At 59.4% G+C, this 16,020-nt stretch carries 20 protein-coding genes; 13 read left to right on the forward strand and 7 right to left on the reverse strand.

Annotated features, from left to right (window positions below):
• The first annotated feature begins 41 nt into the window (after positions 1-41).
• From gspG to V8N38_RS26075, 8 genes are read left to right on the forward strand one after another with little or no spacing between them, the layout of a single operon-like run.
• A complete protein-coding gene (gspG, locus tag V8N38_RS05040; protein WP_047730782.1) occupies positions 42-476 on the forward strand; it encodes a type II secretion system major pseudopilin GspG in 435 nt (144 codons plus the stop codon).
• The gene (locus V8N38_RS05045; RefSeq protein ID WP_123193169.1) at positions 473-1,051 is read left to right on the forward strand and encodes a prepilin-type N-terminal cleavage/methylation domain-containing protein; all 579 of its coding nucleotides are present in this window, start codon (positions 473-475) and stop codon (positions 1,049-1,051) included. The genes gspG and V8N38_RS05045 overlap by 4 nt, the downstream gene beginning before the upstream one ends.
• Positions 963-1,310: a type II secretion system minor pseudopilin GspI gene (gene gspI / locus V8N38_RS05050; protein ID WP_047728681.1), complete on the forward strand. Its 348-nt coding sequence runs from the start codon at positions 963-965 to the stop codon at positions 1,308-1,310. Before V8N38_RS05045 ends, gspI begins: the two co-directional genes overlap by 89 nt.
• On the forward strand, positions 1,307-1,918 hold the full coding sequence (gene gspJ / locus V8N38_RS05055; RefSeq protein ID WP_060440570.1) for a type II secretion system minor pseudopilin GspJ: 612 nt from the start codon (positions 1,307-1,309) through the stop codon (positions 1,916-1,918). The genes gspI and gspJ overlap by 4 nt, the downstream gene beginning before the upstream one ends.
• A complete protein-coding gene (gene gspK, locus V8N38_RS05060) occupies positions 1,915-2,820 on the forward strand; it encodes a type II secretion system minor pseudopilin GspK (RefSeq protein WP_230458162.1) in 906 nt (301 codons plus the stop codon). The genes gspJ and gspK overlap by 4 nt, the downstream gene beginning before the upstream one ends.
• A gap of 3 nt (positions 2,821-2,823) precedes the next feature.
• Positions 2,824-3,954 (forward strand): type II secretion system protein GspL, encoded by a 1,131-nt coding sequence (gene gspL / locus V8N38_RS05065; RefSeq protein ID WP_147839401.1) that lies wholly within the window; start codon positions 2,824-2,826, stop codon positions 3,952-3,954.
• Positions 3,951-4,397 carry a type II secretion system protein GspM gene (gene gspM / locus V8N38_RS05070; RefSeq protein ID WP_147839402.1) on the forward strand — a complete coding sequence of 149 codons (447 nt, stop codon included), beginning with the start codon at positions 3,951-3,953 and terminating at the stop codon, positions 4,395-4,397. The genes gspL and gspM overlap by 4 nt, the downstream gene beginning before the upstream one ends.
• 36 nt (positions 4,398-4,433) lie before the next feature.
• Positions 4,434-5,249 (forward strand): prepilin peptidase, encoded by an 816-nt coding sequence (locus tag V8N38_RS26075; protein ID WP_147839403.1) that lies wholly within the window; start codon positions 4,434-4,436, stop codon positions 5,247-5,249.
• On the opposite strand, the gene gspS is transcribed toward V8N38_RS26075, so the two are convergent.
• The gene (gene gspS / locus V8N38_RS05085; protein ID WP_060423419.1) at positions 5,246-5,608 is read right to left on the reverse strand and encodes a type II secretion system pilot lipoprotein GspS; all 363 of its coding nucleotides are present in this window, start codon (positions 5,606-5,608) and stop codon (positions 5,246-5,248) included. The two genes, V8N38_RS26075 and gspS, sit on opposite strands and share 4 nt — an antisense overlap.
• Before the next feature lie 252 nt (positions 5,609-5,860).
• Here gspS and gbpA point away from each other — a divergent pair, with 252 nt between their 5' ends.
• Positions 5,861-7,288 carry an N-acetylglucosamine-binding protein GbpA gene (gene gbpA, locus V8N38_RS05090; RefSeq protein ID WP_060423422.1) on the forward strand — a complete coding sequence of 476 codons (1,428 nt, stop codon included), beginning with the start codon at positions 5,861-5,863 and terminating at the stop codon, positions 7,286-7,288.
• Between the two features lie 52 nt (positions 7,289-7,340).
• Positions 7,341-7,859, forward strand: coding sequence for a cytochrome b (locus V8N38_RS05095; RefSeq protein WP_047728667.1), 519 nt, complete (start codon positions 7,341-7,343; stop codon positions 7,857-7,859).
• Positions 7,860-8,141: 282 nt separating this feature from the next.
• On the opposite strand, the gene V8N38_RS05100 is transcribed toward V8N38_RS05095, so the two are convergent.
• The 3 genes from V8N38_RS05100 to V8N38_RS05110 all read right to left on the reverse strand — a co-directional run bounded on the left by V8N38_RS05100 (position 8,142) and on the right by V8N38_RS05110 (position 9,276).
• On the reverse strand, positions 8,142-8,345 hold the full coding sequence (locus tag V8N38_RS05100; RefSeq protein WP_004940313.1) for an HHA domain-containing protein: 204 nt from the start codon (positions 8,343-8,345) through the stop codon (positions 8,142-8,144).
• Positions 8,346-8,395: 50 nt separating this feature from the next.
• Positions 8,396-8,764: an Hha toxicity modulator TomB gene (gene tomB / locus V8N38_RS05105; protein WP_004940312.1), complete on the reverse strand. Its 369-nt coding sequence runs from the start codon at positions 8,762-8,764 to the stop codon at positions 8,396-8,398.
• Between the two features lie 158 nt (positions 8,765-8,922).
• Positions 8,923-9,276 (reverse strand): hypothetical protein, encoded by a 354-nt coding sequence (locus tag V8N38_RS05110; protein ID WP_060423427.1) that lies wholly within the window; start codon positions 9,274-9,276, stop codon positions 8,923-8,925.
• 411 nt (positions 9,277-9,687) lie between these two features.
• On the opposite strand from V8N38_RS05110, the gene V8N38_RS05115 reads away from it, so the two are divergent.
• The 3 genes from V8N38_RS05115 to V8N38_RS05125 are packed head-to-tail and all read left to right on the forward strand — an operon-like array spanning position 9,688 to position 12,159.
• Entirely contained in the window at positions 9,688-10,401 is a 714-nt protein-coding gene (locus V8N38_RS05115; protein ID WP_060423430.1) for a metal ABC transporter ATP-binding protein, read from the forward strand.
• Complete coding sequence (locus V8N38_RS05120) at positions 10,398-11,255, forward strand: metal ABC transporter permease (protein ID WP_060440564.1); 858 nt, start codon at positions 10,398-10,400, stop codon at positions 11,253-11,255. The genes V8N38_RS05115 and V8N38_RS05120 overlap by 4 nt, the downstream gene beginning before the upstream one ends.
• Positions 11,256-11,280: 25 nt before the next feature.
• Positions 11,281-12,159 (forward strand): metal ABC transporter substrate-binding protein, encoded by an 879-nt coding sequence (locus tag V8N38_RS05125; protein ID WP_147839404.1) that lies wholly within the window; start codon positions 11,281-11,283, stop codon positions 12,157-12,159.
• A gap of 106 nt (positions 12,160-12,265) precedes the next feature.
• Here the strand turns inward: V8N38_RS05125 and ykgO are convergent, their stop codons facing one another.
• The 3 genes from ykgO to sdeY form a co-directional block, all read right to left on the reverse strand.
• A complete protein-coding gene (gene ykgO / locus V8N38_RS05130; RefSeq protein ID WP_004940304.1) occupies positions 12,266-12,406 on the reverse strand; it encodes a type B 50S ribosomal protein L36 in 141 nt (46 codons plus the stop codon).
• Positions 12,407-12,418: 12 nt separating this feature from the next.
• Positions 12,419-12,673 carry a type B 50S ribosomal protein L31 gene (locus V8N38_RS05135; protein ID WP_004940303.1) on the reverse strand — a complete coding sequence of 85 codons (255 nt, stop codon included), beginning with the start codon at positions 12,671-12,673 and terminating at the stop codon, positions 12,419-12,421.
• Between the two features lie 186 nt (positions 12,674-12,859).
• Complete coding sequence (sdeY, locus tag V8N38_RS05140; RefSeq protein WP_060423439.1) at positions 12,860-16,006, reverse strand: multidrug efflux RND transporter permease subunit SdeY; 3,147 nt, start codon at positions 16,004-16,006, stop codon at positions 12,860-12,862.
• Positions 16,007-16,020: the final 14 nt, after the last annotated feature.

Consider the following 16,020-nt stretch of genomic DNA (forward strand, 5'->3'; position numbering starts at 1 on the left):
TCATGCCGTTAATGGAGAGTAAAGTGAGTCATATCAGCAAGATGCGCAGGTCGCGGCAGCGAGGGTTTACGCTGCTGGAAATCATGGTGGTGATCGTCATTCTGGGGCTGTTGGCCAGCCTGACTATTCCAAGCCTGATGGGAAACAAGGAGAAGGCCGATCGGCAAAAGGCCGCCAGCGATATCGTCGCGTTGGAGAACGCGTTGGATATGTACAAGCTGGACAACGGGCGTTATCCCAGCGCGGAACAGGGGCTGGCGGCGCTGGTGACCCGGCCGGCGCTGGCGCCGATCCCGAGAAATTATCCCGAAGACGGTTATATCCGCCGGTTGCCGCAAGATCCCTGGGGGCAGGAGTATCGTCTGCGTAATCCGGGGCGTCACGGCAAGCTGGACGTGTTTTCTCTGGGGCCGGACGGCATCGCCGACACCGATGACGATATCGGCAACTGGGTGGCCGACGCCGACGCGCCATGAGGCGCATACGCGGCTTTACGCTGCTGGAGATCATGCTGGTATTGCTGCTGCTGGGGGTGACCAGCGGCCTGGTGATGCTGAGTTTTCCGGCGGATGAGAAAGCGTTGGCACGGCAGGGGGAGCGGCTGAACCATTGGTTGAATGCCCTCGCCGAGCGGGCCGAGCGCGAAGGGGTGAGTTATGGCGTGGCGTTCGGCAGCGGCGGTTGGCGCAGCGTTGCCGCTGCGGGGCAGGCGAGCCGGGAGGCATACGCCCTGCCGGACGGCATCGCGCTGTGGCTGAGCGTTGAAGGGCAAACCGTCGCGCTCGATGACGCGGCGGCGCGGCCGCCGCAGGTGTGGCTGCATCCGGGGGGCGAAACCACGGCGTTCAGCGTAGCGCTGTCGCAGGGGCGGTGCCTGTGGCGATTGCAGGCGCCCGGTTACTTCGTATTTGAAACGACGGACATTCGTTGCGATGACGCGGAAAATGAGACGCCAGCAGGGCATGACACTGCTGGAAGTGATGGTGGCCTTGATGATCTTCGCCATCGGTTGCCTGGCGCTGATCAACAGCACCGGCGGCCAGGTGCGTAGCCTGAGCGAGATCGAAGCCAAGACCGTTGCGCTGTGGGTAGCGGACAACCAGCTGACGCTGCTGCAGCTCGATCCGCAGCCGCCGACGCTGGCCTGGCATTCGGGCACCACGGTGATGGCCGGTGAGACCTGGCACTGGCGTTATCGTGGGCAGGAGACCAGCGACGCCGGAATGCGGGCGATCGCGATCGAAGTCAGGCGCGATCCGCAGGATCGCAACGTGCTGGCGGAGTTACAGGCTTACCGGGGGTTGCCATGAAGCGCGCTTTGCAACGCGGTTTTACGCTGGTGGAAATGCTGCTGGCCATCGCCCTGTTCGCCATGCTGTCGCTCACCGCCCTGGCGGTCTTCAGGGGCGTGCTGAAAAACGACGAAATTACCCAGCGCAAATCGACGCAGCTGACCCAGCTGCAACGGGCGCTGGCGATCGTCGAGCGCGATTTTGCTCATGCGCAGGCGCGTGCGCCGATCGGTGATAAACGCAGGCCGGCGGCGCCGGAATTCGCGGTGCTGCAGACGGCGGAGGGGGAAGACGTGGATTTTCAGCTGTTGCTGATCCGAAGCGGCTGGTCGAATCCGCAGGCCCGGCTGCCGCGTGCCACGCAGGAGCGGGTGGCCTATCGCCACCGGCAGGGGCGGCTGGAGCGCCTCAGCTACCCGAATTTGAGCAGCCCGCAGGCGACGGCGCGCAGCGTGCTGTTGCTGCCGGAGGTGACGCGGTTCCGCCTGCGTTTTTACCGGCAAGGCGAATGGTTGACGGCCTGGCGCGCCGGCGGGCTGCTGCCGCAGGCGGTGGAGATCACCGTCGAGACCCCCGCGTTGGGGGAAATACGGCGCATCATCGCGCTGCCCTCGGCGAGGCCATGATGAAAAAACAACGCGGTATGGCGCTGTTGATGGTGCTGCTGATGATGTCGCTGATGGCGATCGTGGCGGTCAATATCAATGACCACTGGCAGCGTTCGCTGGCGCGCACCCAGTCTCAGCAGGATCGGCTGAGGGCGAAATGGCTGCTGTTGGGCGGGGAGATCTACGCCCAACAGCGGTGGCGGCAGGCAGGAGAGCAGCGCAAGGCCTGGGGAGCCTCTGGGGCGGCGTTCAGTATGCGTACCGAAGAGGGGGAAGTGGCGATACGCCTGCGCCGGGTCGATGCCTGTTTCAACGTAAACGCCCTGATCCGCGCCGCCGGCCCAACGGAGGTCGGAGATAGCGAGGGGGTTCCCCCCAATAAAGAGAGGCGGATATTCATGCTGTTACTGAACAACCTGGGCATCGCCGACGCGCAGGCAGGCGCGATTGCCGATGCGATCGTCGCCCGGGCTTATGGCGAAGGGTACCTGATGGGGGATATCAGCGAACTGCGGGAGCTGGCCGGTATCGATCGTGAGCTATACCTGCGCCTCGCGCCGCAGCTTTGTGCGGCGCCGGATGCTGAATTGCAGATCAACCCGGACGCCGTGGATGAGGCCCGGTTGCCGCTGCTGCGGGCGATGCTGATGAACGCCCTGGGCGGAGAACGGCTGCGGACGTTGCTGGCGGCCCGCCCGCCGCAGGGGTGGCAGACGCTGACGTTTTTGTCGCAGGAAAAAGCGCTGCAAGCCTTGGATGACGACGCTCTCGACGAGCGATTGAAGTTCGACGACAGCCGCTGGATTGCGCAGCTGCAGCTGACGCTGAATGACGGGCGCTATCGGCTCGTCAGCGCGTGGCAACCGGGCCAGTCAGGCATCACGGTCAGCGGACGCCAGTTCGACAGAGGGGAGGAGTAAAGGGTGGCGAACACAATCCTGCTTATCGCGCTGAGCGAGGACTCGATGGCCGATGTGCGCTGGGGCCACGTCGGCGAGACGCGCTGCCGCTTTGGCGCCCGCCTCGAGCTGACCGACGGCGGCGGCGAGTTGGCAGCCATGGCGCAGGGCAGCCGAGTCGTGGTACTGGTGCCTGCCCGTCATGTGGTGCTGAGACAAACGACATTCCAGGGCAAGGCCCGGCAGGCGACGCCGCTGGCGCTGGCCTACGCCCACGAGGCCGGGCTGTTGACCGATACCGAGCAGATGCACTGGGCGGTGCTGGGCAAGGCGCAGCGTGATTTCACCCTCGCCGGCGTCGCGCTGGCGCAGATGCAGGGCTGGGTCGAGCGCCTGAGCGCCTGCGGCATTCGCGCCGATAAAATGCTGCCCGACGTGCTGGCATTGCCGCTGCCGGGCCAATGCAGCGCGCTGCGCTGGCGCGATCGCTGGCTGATCCGAACGGGGAATGGGCAGAGCTTGTCGCTGCCCGATGCCTGGCGGGATTGCACTCCGCTGCCGACGCCGGATTGGTGTCTGCACTGCGGCGGGGAGATTCCGGCGGGCTGGGAAGCGGCGCGCATTGACGAGGATCCGCTCTGGCAACTGGCGCAAGAGGCCTGGAGCAGCCCCGCCACGCTGCTGCAGGGGCGTTTCAAACCGAGCGTACGCTGGCCGCGTCGCCTGCCCGATAAGACCGTCTGCGCGCTGCTGTTGCTCAGTGGCTCGCTGCTGGTGGGCGGTTTGCATCACCAACAGATGGCCCGGCAGAACGAGAGCCGGATAGCGGTACTGTCTCAGCGCCTGCTGCCTGGCCAGACCGCGCCGGCGTTTGCGGAACAGGCGGCGAAAGCGCAGGTGCGGCGTATGCAAGACGCCCTGAATGCGCCGCAGCTGTTCAGGCTGCTGCCCTACGCGGCCGGGGCACTCGCTTTATGGGCGCCCCCGCAGCTGCAGGCGCTGGCTTTCGACGCTGCCGACGATCGTCTGGTGGTGACGGTGAACAGAAACGACGTGCCGCTGCCAGCACCGGTTAACGATGGCGAGGTCAGCATGACGTTCAGCGAAGGCGGCGCACCCAACCAGGCGGTCCTGACGGTGAGAGGTGAGCGATGAATATCGGATGGCACGATAAGGCGTTGCGGCGGGCGGTGTTGTTAAGCCTGTTGTTGTTGGTAGCCTGCGGCTATTGCCTGTATCAGTTTTCACAGGCGCAGAAAAGCGCACAACAGCTGGCGGCGCTGCAGGGGCAGGCACGTGTCATCCAGCAACTGCAGGCTCGCTTGCCGCCGGGCGCCGCTGCGCGCGAGCAACTGCCGGAGCGGCTGCGGCAGAGCGCGCAAGCGTACCGCATTCCCATCGCCGACCTGACGGAGAGTGACGCGGAGATGCTGGTGAGGCTGCCGCCTGTGCCGTTCGAAAGCCTGCTGTCGTGGCTGGCGGCCCTGCAGCGCGAGCACGGTATCCGCGTGCTCGCGCTCACCGTGGAGCGCGCGGGGCAGGCGCCGGGCGTAGTGCAGGTCAGCCGGCTGCAGGTGACGACGCCGCCGTCGATGTAACCCACGCTAACGAATCATCAGGAATCAGAAAAAATCATGCTATTCGCCCTAAACGCGGCGGCGGATGAACACTGGCTGTTATTTAGCGCCGTGTTGAGTCTGTGCGTCGGCAGTTTTATTAACGTGGTCGTTTATCGGCTGCCTATCATGCTTGAGCGTGAAATAGAAACAACGCAGGCCGAGCGATTTGATCTCGTTTGGCCGCGTTCATTTTGCCCGTCATGCATAAAACAATTATCGGCGTTCGATAATATTCCATTATTAAGTTGGCTGCTGTTACGTGGCCGCTGTCGTTATTGCTGCAGCCCTATTCCCGTGCGTTATCCACTGGTGGAGTTATTTCTGATGCTGATGGGAATCATGCTGGCCTGGCGTCTCGGCATCGGGGTTGATTGGTTTTTCATGCTGGCGTTTGTTGCGTTGTTGCTGGCGCTGGCGGCGATTGACAGCGAGCGCCAACTCCTGCCGGATTGCCTGACGCTGTCGCTGTTGTGGGGCGGGTTGCTGTGGCATTGCCTGGCGCACCCGGCCTTTTTGCCGGCGGCGGTGGTCGGCGCGATGGCGGGCTATCTGACGCTGTGGCTGCTGTATTGGGCATTTCGTCTGGCGACCGGCCGCGAGGGGCTGGGATACGGCGATTTTAAACTGTTGGCGGCGCTTGGCGCCTGGGGCGGGTATGCCGCTTTGCCGTCGATCCTGCTGTTTGCCTCCGCCGGCAGCCTGCTGTGGCTGTTGCTGCGCGTATGGCGCGGCGGTGATGGAACTCAGCCCCTGCCTTTCGGGCCGGGGCTGGCGACGGCGGGCGCAGGCGCGGTGGCCTGCCAATGGTTTGCGCTGCCGCTGGGGGGCTAACGGAGCTGGGCTAGAAAGGGCGCCAGTGACCGATTGAATTCGCTGCACTTCTCCTGCAGCGGCGTGGCGTCGGCCGCCAGCTGTGCGGCGACGCGTTGACCTGCAGCAAGCAACTGGGCGCGATTGAGCGCCGGCGACCACCCTTTTTTCTCTGCTTCCTGCAGCGCCGCCGCCGTGAGCTTATCGTCGGCCGGGATGTCGGCGCGATTGCAACGCTCTCTCAAAAACAAGCCGGCGCCGACCAGCGACGACAGCTGGTCGCGTTGGGCGGCGGCGTCAGGGGCCGATTTGGCGGCGTGCTGGCAGCCGGAGAGCAGCAGGGAGGCCAAGACCGCTGCGGCGATATTTTTCAATGTCACGTTATTCTCTCTGTGGAATAGGAACGGTGCGCTTATTTCTTTCGCCGCAAGGCGGCGCTTCGCGATTTCCGGATTATTTTAAACGTTTGTCATGCCATTTAATATCTTGGCCGTATTAGGTTTTATTATTTTAATGCATTCTAAGTGCCGGGCGTTCAGGGCTTCTACTTATTATTCCTCTCGCGGTATCGCCGCATCTCTTTGAGTTTCTTCTCACTCAGTTGGAATCCAATAAATTTAACTGGAGTCGTAATGAAATTATCCAAAATCGCCCTGATGATGGCAACGCTTGCTGCCTCGTCGGCCGCCTGGTCGCATGGGTATATCGAAGTTCCCGAAAGCCGCGCCTACAAGTGCAAGCTGGGCAGCAACACCGACTGCGGCCGGGCGCAGTGGGAACCGCAGAGCGTTGAGCAGATTTCCGGCTTCCCTGGCGGCGCTACGCCGCTCGACGGCCAGCTGGCCAGCGGCGGGGTTAATGGCTTCGAACCGCTGGATCGCCAGGGCGTCAACGTCTGGGCGTTGAACACCATGAAGCCGGGGCCGCAGACGTTCACCTGGTACCACACCGCCAAGCACAAAACCAATAACTGGCGTTACTACATCACCAAACAAGACTGGGACGTGAACAAGCCGCTGTCGCGCGAGGCTTTCGAAAAAGAGCCGTTCTGCGAGGTTGATGGCCATGCTCAGGCGCCAAAAGATCGCGAAGTGCACCAGTGCGTGGTGCCGGAGAGAACCGGCTATCAGGTGATTTACGGCGTGTGGGAAATCAATGACACGGTGAACAGTTTCTATCAGGTGGTTGACGTCAACTTCGAGGACGACGGCGTCGTATCCGAATGGCGCAAGCAGCTGCAGGGATCCCTCACCGGTAAAAACCTGCAGGTTGGCGATAAAGTGATCGCTCGCTTCTTCGACGCGAGCGGCGAAGTGCTGGCGATGAAAACCGAGCTGGCGATCGACAGCGAGGCGCTGACCGACAAAAACCGCTGGAGCCACGCACTGGCAACCAAGATCAACGTCGAGCAGAAAACGGTGCGCGCCGGAGTGAAAGACGGCAAAGGCAACGTCAACCCGGTATTCGGCAATAACGCGGTCTTCGCCAAGCAGGGTAGCCCGATGAAGAGCGTAGTGATCTCCTATGAGGAAGAAACGCCGGCCATTACCGAGGAGATCCGCATCGGCAATCTGTCCAGCACCAAGATCAAGGACGGTAAAGCCCAGCTGACCTTCAATGCCGAGGTCAAAGGCAAGCTGACGGTTGAAGCGCGCGTTTACGATCACGGCCAGACGGAGAAAGGCTATGTGAAAGAGACGCTGGAAGACGCCAGCCAGCCGCTGACCATCGCGCTGACCAACGTCAGCGAAGGCCACCACATGCTGAAAGTGATCGCCAGCAACGACAACGGGCAGAGCATTCAGCCTGATATCGAAAACTTCAACCTGGAAGCAGACTCCACCGGCGGTGGCGGCAACGGCGACTACAACTTCGTCTTCCCGAACGAGCTGAGTAAATACACCGCCGGCACCACGGTGCTGCAGCCGAAGAACGGTAAGGTGTATCAGTGCAAACCTTTCCCTTACAGCGGTTACTGCATGCAGTGGAACAGCGGCGCGACTCATTATGAGCCGGGCGTGGGATCCAACTGGCAGGATGCCTGGATCCTGAAAAAGTAAGCGTAAATCGGATAGCCAAGCGGCCAGCGATGGCCGCTTTTCAAGGAGTTTTATGTCACACGAACCTGCCCGTTACGATCTTTTTAGTCGGTTACTGCATTGGGGCATTGCCGCGGTCATGATCTACGTAATGATCGTTGGTTATTCGCTGCATTTTATGACGGATGCGCGCATCTTCGCTTTTTTCTCCGTGACCAATATGTCGTTGGCCTTGGTGCTGACACCGCTGATGGCGGCGCGCTTTATCTGGCGCTTTTTCCGGCCGAAGGTGCCCTATGGCGATATGTTGCAAGGGCACCAGAAGGGATTGGTGCATTTGCTGCACGAAATATTCTACCTGCTGATTTTCGTGGTGCTGCTCAGCGGATTCCTCATGCTGGAGCACGGCTTTGCCGTTTTCGGCGCGATTGACTTCCCACGCCCGATTGCAAATCTCGACGTTAACCGCTTCTTTTTCGCCGTGCACCGTTATGCGTGTATCGCGCTGTCGGCCATGATCGTGCTGCACGTCGCGGCGGTGATTAAACACCACTGTTTTGCCCGGCAGGCGATTTTGCGCCGCATGCTCTGATTTTACGGGGCGATCACGCCGCCCGGAGGCAGTGCGGCGGCGTGGCCGCGAGGAGCATAGGGGAGTTGGCGGCATGGCCGTTACGCTGGTGGCCGTAAAGCAGGGGCGAGAGTCATCACGCGTTAATCGCGTTATACCCCGAACAGGAACAGAGAAGTGTGTCTATTTATTATTAACGATAAAGATGAACGTAATTAACATTTCATTGTCAATAGGAAAAATACGTATTCAACGTGGACATTGAAGCCGATAAAAGCATCGGCTCAACGCGTTGGGGTCTGATTACCTGACATATTTCCAAACGGAGGTGGGGATTTTGTCATACAGTTTGTTCATGGTGAGCTCCGCCAGACGGTGATCGGCCGCTGAGTAAAACAGCTCCAGTTCATCATCGGAAAGCTCGTACTTATTTTTCTCAATAACACGTTCGAGAGTATCAATCGTGGTGCATTTACGTAAACGCATCAGATAGTCGGTTTTAGTCATGGTGGCCTTTTAGTTTAATAACCGTAAAATAGCTCGGGAATAATTATCCCCTAAGTTTTCATTGTCGTACAGATGTCCTCTCCTGAGAACATTCTGAATAATCTCGCCTTGGTCTTTTGCCAGCGGCGCAGGTCGGAATCATTGATACCGTAGCTGCTGAACAGCGTATAAGTATCGTCGAGATATTCTTCGACTAACTCCGACAGGTCTGATTCGTCCATGTATTTAATTTTATAACTCATCACAAACGAAGCGATATGTTCGATCAACTCATTAAGCTGCAGGTTGACGGAGGATGTCGGATCGTTGACCCACCCGTGGTGGCTGTCTCCCAGGGTCGCGATGCCTTCATCATACAAATTTTCGCACAAGAATTTGAGCTGAGCAATGTCGTGTCGCTTAGGCGAATACTCATCCATATCATCCCCTCCGTAAGTCTTAATTGCGGTGTGATAACACTATGTGAGTAAGCTGATTTACATCATGAACGGAGGCAGCTTAACGGTGGTTAAATAAACTTTCCGTAAAATGAATATAAATCATTTTTTCGCGTTTGGCCTGCAGTTATTACGTAAACTTACAATTCATCCGCAGTTGATGGACGTGAGTTATCAATGATGTCGAAGATTAAACCCCGCGCCGTCACTCGAAACCGGACGCTGTCGTTGATGATATCCTCGCTGTTGATATCCAGACAGGCATTAAAAATGCCCCACTTATAGCGATAACTCATTGAATAACCGCCGTCACCTTGTGGCACTATATCAAGTATTTCTAATGAATCCTCGGCATAGCGTGCGCTTTCAGAATAAAAACTGAGTCCGCTGGTCAGCGCCGGCACTAACTCCGCTATATTGTCATTAATCACTTTCTTTAATTTTTTAACAGAAAGTGCGTTCACTTCCAGGCTACAGGCAAGGGTAACAAGCATTAATCTCGGCCAACAGCAATGTTATCTGCTTATCTTACTCCTTTTCCGGCCTCGTCGGTAAATTTTTCGATTTACCGCCGTTCTTTACCCTATGCCAACATTTCTGTCGAACGGGAATATCCCTGAGGTTGATAAGGGGGAACGTGGCGGGGGGGAGAGCGCGCTGCGCGGGGCTGTTACGTTCCGTTGCATTAATTGGCACGGCAGAGCTTGAGACGTCGCAGTGAGTGTGATGTTATATTATAACCATTAATTCATCGCGTTGATCACGACATTGACTCCCTCTTCACAACATGACGCCGCGTCGTCACTGAATTCGCTGTTTACCACCTCCGCTGCCGTGCGCTGTGCGGGGGCCGTTGCGCTGCTAGCCCTGCTGTGGCTCGGCATTTTCTGGGCGGTGTCGCTGCCATGATTACCTTGCGTCAGCTGGCGATTGGCTATGGGGCCACGCCGCTTTTCCCGCCGCTGAGCGGGCAGTTTACCGCCGGATCGCTCACTGCGGTGGTGGGCGTCAACGGGGCAGGTAAGTCGACGCTGCTGAAAACCTTCGCCGGATTGTTGCCGCCGTTGGGAGGCAGCCTGAGTTTTAGCGGCGGAAAGCCACCGCGCAGAGCGTATTTACCGCAGCAGGCGGAGCTGGACCGGCAGTTCCCCATCGCGGTGAGCGATCTGGTGGCGATGGGCTGTTGGCCGCAAAGCGGCATGTTCGGCGGCATGAACAAGCGTGCGGCGAGCCAGGTCAATGAGGCGCTGGCGAACGTTGGCATGAGTGCGCTGGCGCACAGCCCGGTGGGCGAGCTGTCTGGCGGCCAGCTGCAGCGAGTGCTGTTTGCACGCCTGCTGGTCCAACAGGCGCCGCTGATCCTGCTGGATGAGCCTTTTACCGGCATCGACAGCGCCACCACGCAAATTTTGCTGCAGGTGATTGCGCAGCTGCACCGGCAGGGGAGAACGGTGATCGCCGTGCTGCACGATATGTCGATGGTTGCCGAGCATTTTCCGCAGGCGCTGTTGCTGACGCCGCAGGCTTGCCACTGGGGCGCGGCCGAGCGAGTGCTGGAGCAGGTGCCGAGGTATCACGCCACTGAACGGCAGCCGGATCTGCGGGCGGTGTCGCCATGATGCTGTGGCATGCGCTTATCGATCCTTTCCTCTCTTTCGGTTTTATGCGCCGCGCGCTCATGGCGTGCCTGGCGTTGTCGCTCAGCGCCGCCCCGCTGGGCGTGTTTCTGCTGCTGCGCCGCATGAGCCTGGTAGGGGATGCCTTGTCACACGCGGTGTTGCCGGGCGCGGCGATCGGCTATCTGATCTCCGGCATGTCGCTGGTGGCGATGGGCGTGGGCGGCTTTATTGCCGGGCTGGCGGTAGCGATGCTGTCCGGCCTGGTGAGCCGCCGCACGCCGCTGAAAGAGGATGCCAGCTTCGCCGGGTTCTATCTGGGGTCGTTGGCGCTGGGGGTCACGCTGGTCTCGCTGCGCGGTTCCAGCGTGGATCTGCTGCACGTGCTGTTCGGTTCGATTCTGGCGGTGGATGCACAGGCCATGGTGATGGTCGGTGCGATCGCCTCGGTTTCGCTGCTGGCGCTGGCGGCGCTGTATCGTGCGTTGGTGATCGAATCCTTCGACGTGACTTTTCTGCGCGTCAACGCGCCGCGCCGCTTGGCGCTGATCCACGGCCTGTTTCTGGCGCTGGTGGTGGTCAATCTGGTGGCGGGATTCCAGATCCTTGGCACCTTAATGTCGGTGGGGCTGATGATGTTGCCCGCCGCCAGCGCGCGCTTCTGGGCGCGCAATCTGCCGCAGACGCTGGCGACGGCGATGGGCATCGGCGCGCTTTCCAGCGTGATTGGGCTGGTGTGGTCCTATTACGCTTCGCTGCCTGCCGGCCCGGCGATCGTGCTCAGCGCCAGCGTCATCTTTTTCGTCTCGATCCTGTTTGGAACGCGCGGAGGCATTTGCGCCTTCGTGCGCCGTTGAGAAGTGCCATTTGCAAGGAGAAAGTATGAAACGTTTACCTATATCGCTGGCGGTCGCTGCTCTGCTGGCCAGCCCATGGGCGATGGCGAAGACCGTTGACGCCGTCGCCAGCTTTTCCATTCTGGGCGATATCGTCAAACAGGTGGGCGGCGATCACGTCAAGGTCAGCACGCTGGTGGGGCCGGATGGTGATCCGCACAGCTTCGAGCCCTCGCCGCAGGACGGCAAGAAGCTGGCTCAGGCTGATGTGGTGTTCGTCAGCGGCCTGGGGCTGGAAGGGTGGATTGATCGCCTGGTCAGCGCCTCGGGTTATAAAGGGCAGGTGATCACCGCTTCACAGGGGATCAGTACTCGTCAGATGGAAGAGGACGGCAAACCGATTACCGATCCTCACGCCTGGAACAGCATGAAAAACGGCGTACAGTACGCTACCAACGTGATGAATGCCCTGATTGCCGCCGATCCCGAGGATGCCAACTATTTTCGTCAGCGCGGAGCCGACTATATTCAGCAGCTGCAAAAGCTGGATCTGTGGGCCAAAACCCAGTTCGCGGCAGTACCGCCACAGAAACGTAAGGTGCTGACCAGTCATGATGCTTTTGGCTACTTTGGGCAAGAGTATGGCGTCACCTTCCTTGCCCCGGTCGGATTTTCCACCGAGGCAGAAGCCAGCGCCAGCGACGTGGCGAGCCTGATCAAGCAGATCAAGCAGGAAAAGGTTAACGCTTACTTTATCGAAAATCAGACCGATCCGCGGCTGGTGAAACAGATTGCCGCCGCCACCGGCGCCAAGGCGGGCGGCGAGCTGTACCCTGAAGCGCTCTCCCGCGCGGGCGGCCCGGCGGCCACCTATGAGCAGGCGTTCAAGCACAATGTCGACGCGCTGCTGAACAGCATGAAGTAATCTCCGCCCCCGCCTGCCGGCGGGGGACGGCCTACAGGCACTTTCTCGCCATAAAAAAAGCCCCGTTGAGCAGCAACGGGGCTTTGCGACAGATGACACTTTGGAGTTAACGCTTTTTCTTACGTCCCTGTACCGCTTTGAATCGCGGATTGCTTTTACAGATCACATAGATGCGGCCACGACGACGCACGACTTTGCAATCCGGGTGGCGATTTTTCGCCGAACGCAATGAACTCAATACCTGCATGGGGGTTCCTTGTTACTTATTGCCGATAAAGCGGCCAAAGCGCTGCTGGAAGCGCGCCGTGCTGCCTTCTTTGGAATAGTCTTTCTGCTTGCCGGTGTAATACGGGTGCGAAGCGGAAGAGACGTCGAGGGTGACATACGGCCAGCTTTCGCCGTCCAGTTCGATGGTGCGATCGGTTTTGATGGTCGATCCCACTTTGAAGTAGGCATTGGCGCTGACGTCGTGGAAGACCACGGTGCGGTAATCGGGGTGGATGCCGGGTTTCATAATGGCTCTCTCGTGTAATGTTATACTATAACAATAATTATGCGCCGACCTGGCATCACGATCAAGCGCAAATTGCACACAAGAGTGAATTAATGAGAACGGTTTGCATTAAGCAACTGAAGCAAAAGAAAAAGGCCGCATGCGCGGCCTTTTCGATTATCGGGTGGAGCTCACATCACTGAGCGATCAGTGGTGCTCTACCGGATGGCTGTGTTCCAGGTCCTCGTTCTTCTTGCTGAAGCGGCGGCGAACCACCACGAAGAACACCGGTACGAAGAAGATCGCCAAGACGGTGGCGGTGATCATCCCGCCCATTACGCCGGTACCTACCGCGTTCTGTGCGCCGGAGCCTGCACCGCTGCTGATAACCAGCGGCAGAACCCCGAGGATGAAGGCCAGAGACGTCATCAGGATTGGACGCAGACGCATACGCACCGCTTCCAACGTCGCTTCGATCAGGCCTTTGCCTTCTTTCTCCATCAGGTCTTTGGCGAATTCCACGATCAGGATGGCGTTCTTCGCCGACAGGCCTATGGTGGTCAGCAGCCCCACCTGGAAGTACACGTCGTTGTTCATGCCGCGCATCGTCGCGGCCAGCAACGCACCGATAACCCCCAGCGGCAATACCAGCATGACCGAGAACGGCACGGACCAGCTTTCATACAGCGCCGCCAGACACAGGAACACCACCAGAATCGAGATGGCGTACAGCGCCGGCGCCTGGTTGCCCGACAGACGTTCCTGATAGGACATGCCGGTCCAGTCGTAACCGATGCCGCTTGGCAGTTTGGACGCCAGCTGTTCCATCAGGTTCATCGCTTCACCGGTACTCTTGCCCGGTGCGGCCTGGCCCAGAATTTCCATCGACGGCAAGCCGTTATAGCGTTCCAGACGCGGTGAGCCGTATTCCCATTTCGCCGAAGAGAAGGCGGAGAATGGCACCATCTGGCCGCTCGTACCGCGCACGTACCATTTGTTGATGTCTTCCGGCAGCATACGGAACGGCGCCTCGGCCTGTACGTACACTTTCTTCACACGACCGCGGTCGATGAAGTCGTTGACGTACGAACCACCCAGGGCGGTGCTCAGCGTGCTGTTGATGGTGGTGATGCTGACGCCCAGCGCCTTGGCTTTCTCCTGATCGACGATCAGTTTGAACTGCGGCGTATCTTCCAGGCCGTTCGGGCGCACGCCAACCAGCACGTCCGGATGTTGAGCAACCATGCCCAACAGCTGGTTACGTGCTTCGGTCAGTTTCTCGTGCCCCAGGCCGCCCTGGTCAATCAGCTCGAAGTCGAAGCCGGTTGCGGTACCGAGTTCGATAATCGCCGGCAGGTTGAACGGGAACACCAGGCCTTCTTTAATCTGCGAGAACGCGCCCATGGCACGGCCTGCGATCGCTTCGACCTTGTTCCCGGCCCCTGGACGCTCGCCCCAGTCTTTCAGGCTGACGAATGCCAGGCCGTTGTTCTGGCCGTTACCGTTGAAGCCGAAGCCCGCGACGGTAAACACCGAAACCACGTTGTCCTTTTCCTTGTTCAGGAAGTAGTCGGAGACTTCTTCCAGCACTTTGTTGGTGCGGGACTCGGTGGCGCCGGCAGGCAGCTGCACCATGGTCAACAGGATGCCCTGATCTTCGTCCGGCAGGAACGAGGAAGGCAGGCGCAGGAACAGCAGGCCCATGCCAACCACGATCAGCAGGTAGATGATCAGATAGCGGCCGGTGCTGCGCAGGATGTTGCCCACGCTGTCGGTATAGTGATGCGTGCTCTTCTCGAACATGCGGTTAAACCAGCCGAAGAAGCCTGTTTTAACTCCGTGATCGCCTTTCGGGATCGGTTTGAGCATGGTGGCGCACAGCGCCGGCGTCAGGATCAAGGCCACCAGCACCGACAGCGCCATCGCGGACACGATGGTGATCGAGAACTGGCGATAGATGGCGCCGGTTGAACCGCCGAAGAACGCCATCGGCACGAATACTGCCGACAGCACCATGGCGATACCCACCAGCGCGCCCTGGATCTGGCCCATCGATTTACGGGTCGCTTCTTTCGGCGGCAGCCCCTCTTCGGACATGACGCGCTCGACGTTTTCCACCACCACGATGGCGTCATCCACCAGCAGGCCGATCGCCAACACCATGCCGAACATCGTCAGGGTGTTTATCGAGAAGCCGAACGCCGCAAGGATCGCAAAGGTCCCCAGCAGTACCACCGGCACCGCGATGGTTGGGATCAGCGTCGCGCGGAAGTTCTGCAGGAACAGATACATCACCAGGAATACCAGGATGATGGCTTCGATCAGCGTTTTCACCACTTCGTTGATGGAGATTTTAACGAACGGGGTGGTGTCGTACGGATAAACCACTTTCATCCCTTGCGGGAAGAATGGCGCCATCTTGGCCAACTCGTCTTTCACACCTTTGGCGGTGTTCAGGGCGTTGGCACCGGTAGCCAGTTTGATACCCAGACCGGCGGCAGGCTTGCCGTTATAGCGAGCGGTAACCGCGTAGCTTTCCGCGCCGCGCTCGATGTGAGCGACGTCGCGCAGGCGCACCTGGGAACCGTCGGTATTCACCTTCAGCAGGATCTTGCCGAACTCTTCCGGCGAAGTCAGACGGGTCTGCGCGATGATCGAGGCGTTCAACTGCTGCCCCGGCACCGGCGGCAGGCCGCCCAGCTGGCCTGCGGCGATCTGGTTGTTCTGCTCGGTGATGGCGGAGGTCACGTCCGTGGTCGTCAGCTGGTAGTTGTTCAGCTTGTTCGGATCCAGCCAGATACGCATCGCGTACTGGGCACCGAACAGCTGCACTTCACCCACGCCGGACGAACGGCTGATCGGGTCCTTGATATTGGACGCCACATAGTCCGCAATATCGTCCTGAGTCATGTTCGGATCGTCGGAAACGAAGCCGGCCACCATCAGGAAGCTGCTGCTGGATTTTTCTACTTTCAGGCCCTGTTGCTGAACTTCCTGCGGCAGCAACGGGGTGGCCAACGACAGTTTGTTCTGGACCTGAACCTGCGCGATGTCAGGATCGGTGCCGGAATCAAACGTCAGGGTAATGGTGACGCTACCAGAGGAATCACTGGTGGAGGACATGTACATCAGGTTATCGATACCGTTCATGTTCTGTTCGATAATCTGCGTGACGGTATCCTGCACCGTTTTGGCATCTGCGCCCGGGTAGTTGGCGGAAATGCTCACCGCCGGCGGTGCAATAGTGGGATACTGCGCGATAGGCAGTTTCATTATTGCAAGCACCCCCGCCAACATGACGATGATGGCGATTACCCAGGCGAAAATTGGGCGATCTATAAAGAACTTAGCCATGTATTACAGGCTCC

The sequence above is a fragment of the Serratia nevei genome (assembly GCF_037948395.1).
In the GTDB taxonomy this organism is placed as follows: Bacteria; Pseudomonadota; Gammaproteobacteria; order Enterobacterales; family Enterobacteriaceae; genus Serratia; species Serratia nevei.

Coding starts and splice junctions, on each gene's coding strand:
- gspG (WP_047730782.1), top strand. CDS start 42: ATGCGCAGGTCGCGGCAGCGAGGGTTTACGCTGCTGGAAATCATGGTG.
- V8N38_RS05045 (WP_123193169.1), top strand. CDS start 473: ATGAGGCGCATACGCGGCTTTACGCTGCTGGAGATCATGCTGGTATTG.
- gspI (WP_047728681.1), top strand. CDS start 963: ATGACACTGCTGGAAGTGATGGTGGCCTTGATGATCTTCGCCATCGGT.
- gspJ (WP_060440570.1), top strand. CDS start 1,307: ATGAAGCGCGCTTTGCAACGCGGTTTTACGCTGGTGGAAATGCTGCTG.
- gspK (WP_230458162.1), top strand. CDS start 1,915: ATGATGAAAAAACAACGCGGTATGGCGCTGTTGATGGTGCTGCTGATG.
- gspM (WP_147839402.1), top strand. CDS start 3,951: ATGAATATCGGATGGCACGATAAGGCGTTGCGGCGGGCGGTGTTGTTA.
- V8N38_RS26075 (WP_147839403.1), top strand. CDS start 4,434: ATGCTATTCGCCCTAAACGCGGCGGCGGATGAACACTGGCTGTTATTT.
- gbpA (WP_060423422.1), top strand. CDS start 5,861: ATGAAATTATCCAAAATCGCCCTGATGATGGCAACGCTTGCTGCCTCG.
- V8N38_RS05095 (WP_047728667.1), top strand. CDS start 7,341: ATGTCACACGAACCTGCCCGTTACGATCTTTTTAGTCGGTTACTGCAT.
- V8N38_RS05100 (WP_004940313.1), bottom strand. CDS start 8,345: ATGACTAAAACCGACTATCTGATGCGTTTACGTAAATGCACCACGATT.
- tomB (WP_004940312.1), bottom strand. CDS start 8,764: ATGGATGAGTATTCGCCTAAGCGACACGACATTGCTCAGCTCAAATTC.
- V8N38_RS05110 (WP_060423427.1), bottom strand. CDS start 9,276: ATGCTTGTTACCCTTGCCTGTAGCCTGGAAGTGAACGCACTTTCTGTT.
- V8N38_RS05115 (WP_060423430.1), top strand. CDS start 9,688: ATGATTACCTTGCGTCAGCTGGCGATTGGCTATGGGGCCACGCCGCTT.
- V8N38_RS05120 (WP_060440564.1), top strand. CDS start 10,398: ATGATGCTGTGGCATGCGCTTATCGATCCTTTCCTCTCTTTCGGTTTT.
- V8N38_RS05125 (WP_147839404.1), top strand. CDS start 11,281: ATGAAACGTTTACCTATATCGCTGGCGGTCGCTGCTCTGCTGGCCAGC.
- ykgO (WP_004940304.1), bottom strand. CDS start 12,406: ATGCAGGTATTGAGTTCATTGCGTTCGGCGAAAAATCGCCACCCGGAT.
- V8N38_RS05135 (WP_004940303.1), bottom strand. CDS start 12,673: ATGAAACCCGGCATCCACCCCGATTACCGCACCGTGGTCTTCCACGAC.
- sdeY (WP_060423439.1), bottom strand. CDS start 16,006: ATGGCTAAGTTCTTTATAGATCGCCCAATTTTCGCCTGGGTAATCGCC.